The 7,433-nt window shown below is 65.7% G+C and carries 8 protein-coding genes; 7 read left to right on the top strand and 1 reads right to left on the bottom strand.

What is annotated here, in order from left to right; all coding sequences use genetic code 11:
- The 6 genes from AC5JJ6_RS33320 to AC5JJ6_RS33295 all read left to right on the top strand — a co-directional run.
- Positions 1–742 (top strand): MlaE family ABC transporter permease (locus AC5JJ6_RS33320; protein WP_496046156.1); only part of this gene is annotated, 742 nt, incomplete at its 5' end.
- Between the two features lie 3 nt (positions 743–745).
- Entirely contained in the window at positions 746–1,522 is a 777-nt protein-coding gene (locus tag AC5JJ6_RS33315) for an ABC transporter ATP-binding protein (RefSeq protein WP_496046155.1), read from the top strand.
- 3 nt (positions 1,523–1,525) lie between these two features.
- Positions 1,526–2,533, top strand: coding sequence for an MlaD family protein (locus tag AC5JJ6_RS33310; protein ID WP_496046154.1), 1,008 nt, complete (start codon positions 1,526–1,528; stop codon positions 2,531–2,533).
- Positions 2,523–3,227, top strand: a complete 705-nt coding sequence (locus AC5JJ6_RS33305; RefSeq protein ID WP_496046153.1) for an ABC-type transport auxiliary lipoprotein family protein — start codon at positions 2,523–2,525, stop codon at positions 3,225–3,227. The genes AC5JJ6_RS33310 and AC5JJ6_RS33305 overlap by 11 nt, the downstream gene beginning before the upstream one ends.
- An 86-nt stretch (positions 3,228–3,313) precedes the next feature.
- Positions 3,314–4,303, top strand: a complete 990-nt coding sequence (locus AC5JJ6_RS33300; RefSeq protein ID WP_496046152.1) for a TAXI family TRAP transporter solute-binding subunit — start codon at positions 3,314–3,316, stop codon at positions 4,301–4,303.
- A 167-nt stretch (positions 4,304–4,470) separates the two neighbouring features.
- Complete coding sequence (locus AC5JJ6_RS33295; protein WP_496046151.1) at positions 4,471–5,469, top strand: catalase family peroxidase; 999 nt, start codon at positions 4,471–4,473, stop codon at positions 5,467–5,469.
- Between the two features lie 20 nt (positions 5,470–5,489).
- Here AC5JJ6_RS33295 and AC5JJ6_RS33290 read toward each other — a convergent pair whose 3' ends face one another.
- Positions 5,490–6,272, bottom strand: a complete 783-nt coding sequence (locus AC5JJ6_RS33290) for a DUF2927 domain-containing protein (RefSeq protein WP_496046150.1) — start codon at positions 6,270–6,272, stop codon at positions 5,490–5,492.
- Between the two features lie 248 nt (positions 6,273–6,520).
- Between AC5JJ6_RS33290 and AC5JJ6_RS33285 the strand changes: the two genes are divergently transcribed.
- Positions 6,521–7,291 (top strand): DUF6969 family protein, encoded by a 771-nt coding sequence (locus AC5JJ6_RS33285; RefSeq protein ID WP_496046149.1) that lies wholly within the window; start codon positions 6,521–6,523, stop codon positions 7,289–7,291.
- Positions 7,292–7,433: the final 142 nt, after the last annotated feature.

The following is a 7,433-nucleotide window of genomic DNA, read 5'->3' as shown; positions in this document are numbered from 1 at the left end:
GCTGGATCTCCTGAACTTCCTGGGCATGATGGTGACGGCGCTGGTGCGTACGGTCGCCTCGCCCCGGCGGCTGCGGGGTATAGCGCTGGTCCACCACATCGAGCAGACCGGGCTGAACGCCCTGCCCATCGTCGGGCTGCTGTCGTTCCTGATCGGGGTCGTGCTGGCCTACCAGGGGGCGGACCAGCTTCGCCAGTTCGGCGCGGAGCTGTTCGTGGTCAACCTGCTCGGCATCTCGATCCTGCGGGAGATCGGCATCCTGATGACCTCGATCATCATAGCGGGACGGTCCGGCTCCGCCTTCACGGCGCAGATCGGCACCATGAAGGTCAACCTGGAGGTGGACGCGCTGCGCACCCTCGGCCTCGATCCGATCGAGCTGCTGGTGCTGCCCCGGGCGATCGCCCTGATGATCACGCTGCCGTTGCTGGCTTTCTACGCCGATGTCGTGGGCCTGCTCGGCGGGGCGGTAATGTGCTATTTCGTGCTGGATATCGGGTTCGGCCAGTTCGTCCAGCAGCTCCATGGCGCGATCAAGCTTTCCACGCTTATGGTCGGACTGTGCAAGGCTCCGGTCTTCGCCTTCGTCATAGCCCTGGTCGGATGCTATGAAGGGCTGAAGGTCAGCGGCAGCGCCGAAAGCGTCGGGCGGCTGACGACCCGGTCCGTGGTTGTGGGGATTTTCCTGGTGATCGTTCTCGATGCGCTCTTCTCGATCCTGTTCTCGTATCTCGGCGTCTGAAGAATGCCGGCATCCGACCACAGTGCCGTGATCCGGGTGCGCGGGCTGGTCACCCGGTTCGGCGCGCAGACGATCCATGACGGGCTGGACCTGGATGTCCGGCGCGGCGAGGTGCTGGGCGTGGTCGGCGGCTCCGGCACCGGAAAATCGGTGCTGCTCAAGGCCATCGTCGGGCTGGTCCGCCCCGCCGCCGGAACGATCGAGGTGCTGGGCGAGGACACCGCCACCCTGAACGATGCCGAACGCATCGGCCTGCAAGCGCGCTGGGGCGTCCTGTTCCAGGACGGCGCGCTGTTCAGCTCGATGACGGTCGCGGAAAACATCCAGGTCCCGCTGAAGGAGCACACGACGCTCGACCGCGCGACCATCGCGGAGGTGGCGCGCATCAAGATCGCCATGACGGGACTGCCGCCCGACGCGGGAATGAAGTATCCATCGGAGCTGTCCGGCGGCATGAAGAAGCGGGCGGGGCTGGCGCGCGCGCTGGCGCTCGATCCGGAGATCCTGTTCCTGGACGAGCCGACGGCGGGATTGGACCCGATCGGCGCCGCGGCCTTCGACGACCTGATAAAGGGCCTCCAGCGCAGCCTGGGCCTGACGGTGTTCATGGTGACCCACGACCTCGACAGCCTGCGCGCGATCTGCGACCGTATCGCCGTGCTGATCGACAAACGCATCCTGGTGGACACGATGGAGGCCCTGCGTTTGCTGGACCAACCCTGGATCCGGGAATACTTCCACGGACCGCGCGGCCGCGCCGCCCTTGGCGCGGGTGCCTGAGCGATGGAGACGCGCGCCAGCTATCTCCTGGTCGGCGGCTTCACGCTGGTCTTCATGGCCTGCCTGTTCGCGTTCGTCGTCTGGCTGGCGAAGTCCAGCTACGAGGAAGCAAGCTCGACCCGCTATCACATCTACTTCACCGGCTCGGTCGCGGGATTGCAGGAAGGCAGTCCGGTGCGCTACCGGGGCATCGCCCTGGGGTCGGTCCGCGACATCCGGATCGACCCGAGGAACATCGCGCGCGTCCAGGTGACGATCGAGGTCGCGGCCAATACCCCCATCAAGGAGGATGCGGTGGCCTATCTGGCGCTGGAGGGAATTTCCGGCGGCGCCTATGTCGAGATCTCCGGCGGCACCCAGGAAAGCGCGCTGCTGAAGCCGGAAGACGGTGACCTGCCCATCATCCAGAGCCGGCCGTCGTCGCTGGCGGCCCTGGTGGAGACGACGCCCGAACTGCTGACGCGGCTGGTCGGCCTGTCCACCCAGGTCACCGGGTTCCTGACGCAGCAGAACCAGGAGGAAGTTTCCCGCATCCTGGTCAATGTCCGCACCATGACCGACCACTTGGCGCAGGCTTCCGCCGGAGCCGGCGGGACGGTCGAGGAACTGGGCACCACGCTGGGGCTGGTCAACGGCCTCGTCATGGACCTGCGCGACCATGCCGACAAGCTGGCCGGCAGCGCCGACGCGGCTTTGGGGCAGGCACGCGTCACCATGGGGTCGGTCGGCAAGGACACCGGCCGTCTTTCCACCGACTTCACGCGGCTGGCCGGCGACCTGCGGACGCTGACCGCCTCGCTCGACCGGACGGCCAGGGAAGCCGAATCCCTGCTGAAGGAGAACCGCGAGCCGATCGCCGATTTCACCGCCAGCGGGCTTTACGACTTCACCCTGCTGATGACGGAACTGCGCGGGCTGGTGACCAACCTGTCGCGGGTGACCATGAAGCTCGAGCGCGATCCCGGCGACTTCCTGTTCGGCGGTACCAGGCAGGGCGTCGATGTTCAGTGATACGGCACGCCGGAGCGTAAGGGTTGGGCTGGCGCTTCTGCTCGGAAGCCTGCTGGCGGCCGGGTGCAGCCTGCCGGGATTTTCGCCGCCGCCGCAGCTTTTCACCCTGACGCCGAAGAACACCTTCGTCGAGGGGCTGCCGGTGGTCTCCGACCAGATCCTGATCGAAACGCCGGTGGCGGCGGCCGGTCTCGACACCGGGCGGATCGCCCTGAGCCGCAGTCCTACCACGCTCGATTACTTCGCCGGCGTGAGCTGGACCGACCGGGCGCCGGCCATGGTCCAGACGCTGATGGTCGAATCCTTCGAGAACAGCAGCCGCGTGGTGTCCGTCGGCCGCGATACCATCGGGCTGCGGGCGGATTATGTCCTGAAGAGCGAGCTGCGGGAGTTCCAGTCGGAGTACGCCGGAGCCGGCGACGGCGGACCACCCCAGATCCACGTCCGGATCAACGCCAAGCTGGTCGCCATGCCCCGCCGCACCATCGAAGCCGGCAAGACCTTCGAGGCCCTGGAGCGGGCGGGCAGCCCCGCCTTCCAGGACATCATCGCGGCTTATGACGAAGCGCTCGGCAAGGTCCTGCGCCGGCTGGTCGAATGGTCGCTGACCGAGGCGGCGAGGATCGACCGGCAGAAGCAGGGGCAGGACGTCGGGGGAGGACCGGCGCCGTCCTTCCTGAAGCGTCCAGGTTGAGGAACCGAAGCCGGCTTCGTGAGTTTGTTCCCCATGCCTTGAAGAGCGCCGGCTTCCGGCGGAGCAAGCCACGGAGAAGAAGTCTTATGAGATCAGCCGTCCTGGGCATGGCGTTCGCCCTGACAGCCGCGACGGTTACGGCAGGAACCATGGTTGCCCCAAACCCGGCGGCAGCGCAGGAGCAGCGCTTCGTCACGATCGGAACCGGGGTCGTCACCGGCCTCTATTATCCGGCGGGAGGGGCGATCTGCCGGCTGGTCAACCGGAGCCGCGCCGAGCACGGCATCCGCTGCGCGGTAGAGTCCTCGGATGGCTCGGTCTTCAACCTGGAGGCCTTGCGGCGGGGCGAGATGGACATGGCCATCGTCCAATCGGACTGGCAATACCATGCCTACAAGGGCACGGCCCGGTTCCGCGACGATGGTCCGTTCAAGAACCTGCGGTCCGTCTTCAGCCTGCATGGTGAGCCGCTTACGGTGGTGGCAAGGGCGGATGCCGGCATCGGCACGTTCCAGGACCTCAAGGGCAAACGGGTCAATATCGGGCCGGAAGGCTCTGGCGGGCGTATCATGCTGGATACGGTGCTGAAGGCCTTCTCGTGGACGGTGCGGGATTTCTCGCTCGCGTCGGAGCTTCCGGCATCCGAGCAGGCCGGCGCACTGTGCGACAACCGGGTCGATGCCATCGTCCTGGCCGGCGGCCACCCCAGCGGCGCCGTTCAGGAGGCCGCCTCAGCATGCTCGATAGCGCTGGTTCCGGTCGCCGGACGCGCCGTCCAGCGGCTTGTCGGCGATATCCCCTGGCTTGCCCGCAGCGTCATTCCCGGCGGTCTTTATACCGGCGTTCCCGAAGAGACTGAGACCTTCGGCGTGAAGGCAACCCTCGTCACCTCCGCCGGAGTGGATGCCGACACGGTCTATGAAGTGGTTCGAACGGTATTGGAGGGCCTGGACGATTTCACGTCGCTCCATCCGGTCCTGCGGGGACTGGAGCCGGAACCGATGGCGACTGAAGGATTGACGGCCCCACTCCACGAAGGGGCGAAGCGGTATTTCAAGGAAGCGGGGCTGCGGTAGAACCGGACTTGGATAGGAGTGGACCGGCGAGCCTGCGTTTTGTCGGTTCCTGCTGTCTTCTTTGCGGATCACCGCGTTGTGAATTGCCGGTGATCTCCGGCGCTGGCAGCATCGCATGACACAGGCGGCCCTGGTTCCGCCTGACACCACAACCTTGCGAGTCAGTCATGCGCCAGCCGGTAGCCACGATCTCATTGATCGCCCTGGGCTTCGCCGTCACCGTATTCGGGATCGTTCCGGAAGCTTCGGCACAGGAAGCACCGGTCGAGGAACAGATCGTCGATGCCTTCCAGAACCTTTTCGGCAAGCATCCCGGCCAGCGTGTCAACCATGCCAAGGGCATCGTCGCGGAGGGCAGCTTCAAGGCCTCGCCGGATGCCGCCGGACTGACCCGCGCCGCCCATTTCCAGGCAGGAACCGTCCCCGTGACCGTCCGCTTTTCCGCCGCCACGGGCATCCCGAACATTCCCGATGGCGATCCCAATGCCAATCCCCACGGCTTGGCGGTCAAGTTCAGCCTGCCGGACGGCAGCGAAACCGATATCGTGATCAACAGCCTGCATTTCTTCCCGGTGGCGACCCCGGCCGAATTCCGCGACCTGCTATTGGCGGTCGCCGCCAGCAAGCCCGACAGCCCGAAGCCGACCAAACTCGAAGAGTTCGTATCGAAGCATCCGGCGGTCGCCAAGGCCGGGGCCACCGTCAGGACGCCGGAGAGCTTCGCCACCGAACAATATTTCGGCATCAACGCCTTCGGGTTCACCAACAAGGCGGGGGAGACGAGTTTCATCCGCTACGTCGCCGAACCGCTGGCGGGCGTCAAATACCTTGCCTCGGAAGATGCCGCCAAGCGGTCGCCGGACTACTTGAGCGAAGACCTGAAAGCCCGGTTGGCGAAGGCGCCGGTACAATTCCGCCTGCTGGCGCAGGTCGCGGCTGCCGGCGACCCGATCACCGATGCGACCGTCCCGTGGCCGGAGGACCGCAAGCGCGTCGAACTCGGCGTCCTGACGATCACGGCGCCGGCGGCAGACAACGAGGAAGCGGCGAAGTCGCTGCTGTTCCTGCCGGGCAACGTGACCGACGGCGTAGCGCCGTCCGACGACCCGCTGATCGCGGTGCGCGACGCCTCCTACGCGATCTCGTTCTCCCGCCGGAGCGAGTGAAGCCGCCTTGACGGTGACGGTCAGCGCCGCGGGTCGGACAGGTTCTCGCGGAGGATCTGGCGGACCAGCGGCAGTGCCCTGTCCCGAGGCATCCCGGCGCTCAGGCGGGGATCGTACAGGGTCCGCAGCAGAAGCCGGTCCATCGACCCGAGTTCCCGGTAGCCGATATCGTCGTCCAGCACCGTTTCCGGGTGCCCCGGCGTTTCTCCGAAGAAACCCATGCTCTGGAAGATCTCCTCCAGCAGGCAGGCGCTTACGCCGTCGGGCGGCACGACTCCCGCGTTGATGTGGATCTTCGATCCCCTGATCTCGCCGTTCACGGTGGAGGGAAGGGCGACGCAGGTGAAGGGCTGGTCCTTGACCCCGCTGACCGGTTCGACGAAGAACGGCCAGTAGGAAGCCCGGTTGGTCACGTATACGTCGATGTCGCCGGCCCAGAGCGGGTTGTCCTCGACCGTGATCTGCTGCCCGGTCAGGTCCGCCAGATCGTCGGCGATCTGTTGGACCCGGGCAAGCCACTCGCTTCCGGCATCGCCGCGCACCGCGATGCCGATAGCGCCCGGCCACTTGGTCACCGGCCTGCCATGGCGCGTTTCGTTCGCCAGGGCACCCTGGTCGAACAGCCCGACGGCGCGGTTCAGCCATTGGGAAGGATGCCCATCGGGGTCGGGAGGCGCCTGAAGCACGATGGCGGGAAGATCGACGGAACTGCCGAGGACCGGTGCCGGAGCCAGCGGTAGGAGCAGCAGCGCCAGCAGGACGAAGCGCGACAAGGGTGAGGCTCCGGGGATGCGCTGGTCCATCGTTCTCCCGCTCTCCCGCTCCCGGCGGGCTTCAACTCCTTCCTGGATAATGGGCTGGAAGGCGGATAGGTCCAAGTGGCCAGCGCTTAGGTAGCGGTCCATTACCCTATGGGTACGCCGAAAATCGGATATGCCCCCTTTATGGCTTGTGGGTTAGATTGATTGGCCGCCGGGAACGTAATCAAGTTTCGGGTCGTTCGTCGGCTGGTTAGCGAAGGGTTCAACAATGCGGGCAGGATGATCCGGCAATGACCGATTTCGGTTTGTTGTCACGCGGAGAGCTGCAGGCCATGGCCGATGCGGCGCGTGAAGTGCTGACCTGCCAGCGTGTCCTCACGAAGACCGGCGACAATGTCGTGGGTGAGATTCTTCGCGGCGCCGGCACCTTCTTCGAATGGCGGCATTACCCGCAAGGCGACATCTACGATTCCGAACATCACGCCCAGTACTATTACCATGCCCATCCCGAGGAAGAGCGCGTGTCCGGCGAGCACGGCCATTTCCATACGTTCCTGCGGCCGCTCGGCATGCCGGCGGGAGTAGCCCCGGCTCCCGTGCCCGACCTCAAGGAACCTCCGTCCGAGAACGACGCGCTGTGTCATCTGGTCGGCATTTCGATGGACAGGGCGGGACTGCCGATCCGCCTGTTCACCACCAACCGCTGGGTCACCGGGGAAACATGGTACTCGGCCGGCGACGTGGTTCGCATGCTGGACTGCTTCGTCATCGACCATGCCCGCCCTTCGTGGCCGGCCAACCGCTGGATCACGGCGCTGATGCGGATGTTCCGGCCGCAGATCGTGGAACTGCTCCATGCCCGCGACGCCGAGATCCAGCGGCGGTCGGCCATGCATCCCCGCGTCAATATCTTCGAGGACCGCGGCCTGGAGGTGACGTCCGAGATGCGCGTGTCGATCGAGGACCAGATCGCCCGGATCGAACTGGCGCTGGCCCGGGTCCGCCGGCGCGAGGCGCCGGCAGAGCGAAGTTTGCTGAAAAGCAGCTCTCAAATTAACTAAAGATTAGGCATTGCAGCCGGAAAATCGACGCGAAGAGTGAGCCGGTCCTTGGGATAATTCCCATGCCGCCCGTAGCGCCGGAATACGACTGGAAACATGACCGAACACCTGACCCAACGGGATGTCGAACGGCTGTTGGCGG

The organism is Skermanella sp. (genome assembly GCF_059503625.1).
The sequence above is the reverse complement of the archived record's forward strand: the minus strand, read 5'-3'. Positions and strand labels throughout refer to the sequence as shown.

Excerpts from the sequence above, each read along its gene's own strand:
- AC5JJ6_RS33300 (WP_496046152.1), top strand. The coding sequence starts at position 3,314 with ATGAGATCAGCCGTCCTGGGCATGGCGTTCGCCCTGACAGCCGCGACG.
- AC5JJ6_RS33295 (WP_496046151.1), top strand. The coding sequence starts at position 4,471 with ATGCGCCAGCCGGTAGCCACGATCTCATTGATCGCCCTGGGCTTCGCC.
- AC5JJ6_RS33290 (WP_496046150.1), bottom strand. The coding sequence starts at position 6,272 with ATGGACCAGCGCATCCCCGGAGCCTCACCCTTGTCGCGCTTCGTCCTG.
- AC5JJ6_RS33310 (WP_496046154.1), top strand. The coding sequence starts at position 1,526 with ATGGAGACGCGCGCCAGCTATCTCCTGGTCGGCGGCTTCACGCTGGTC.
- AC5JJ6_RS33315 (WP_496046155.1), top strand. The coding sequence starts at position 746 with ATGCCGGCATCCGACCACAGTGCCGTGATCCGGGTGCGCGGGCTGGTC.
- AC5JJ6_RS33305 (WP_496046153.1), top strand. The coding sequence starts at position 2,523 with ATGTTCAGTGATACGGCACGCCGGAGCGTAAGGGTTGGGCTGGCGCTT.
- AC5JJ6_RS33285 (WP_496046149.1), top strand. The coding sequence starts at position 6,521 with ATGACCGATTTCGGTTTGTTGTCACGCGGAGAGCTGCAGGCCATGGCC.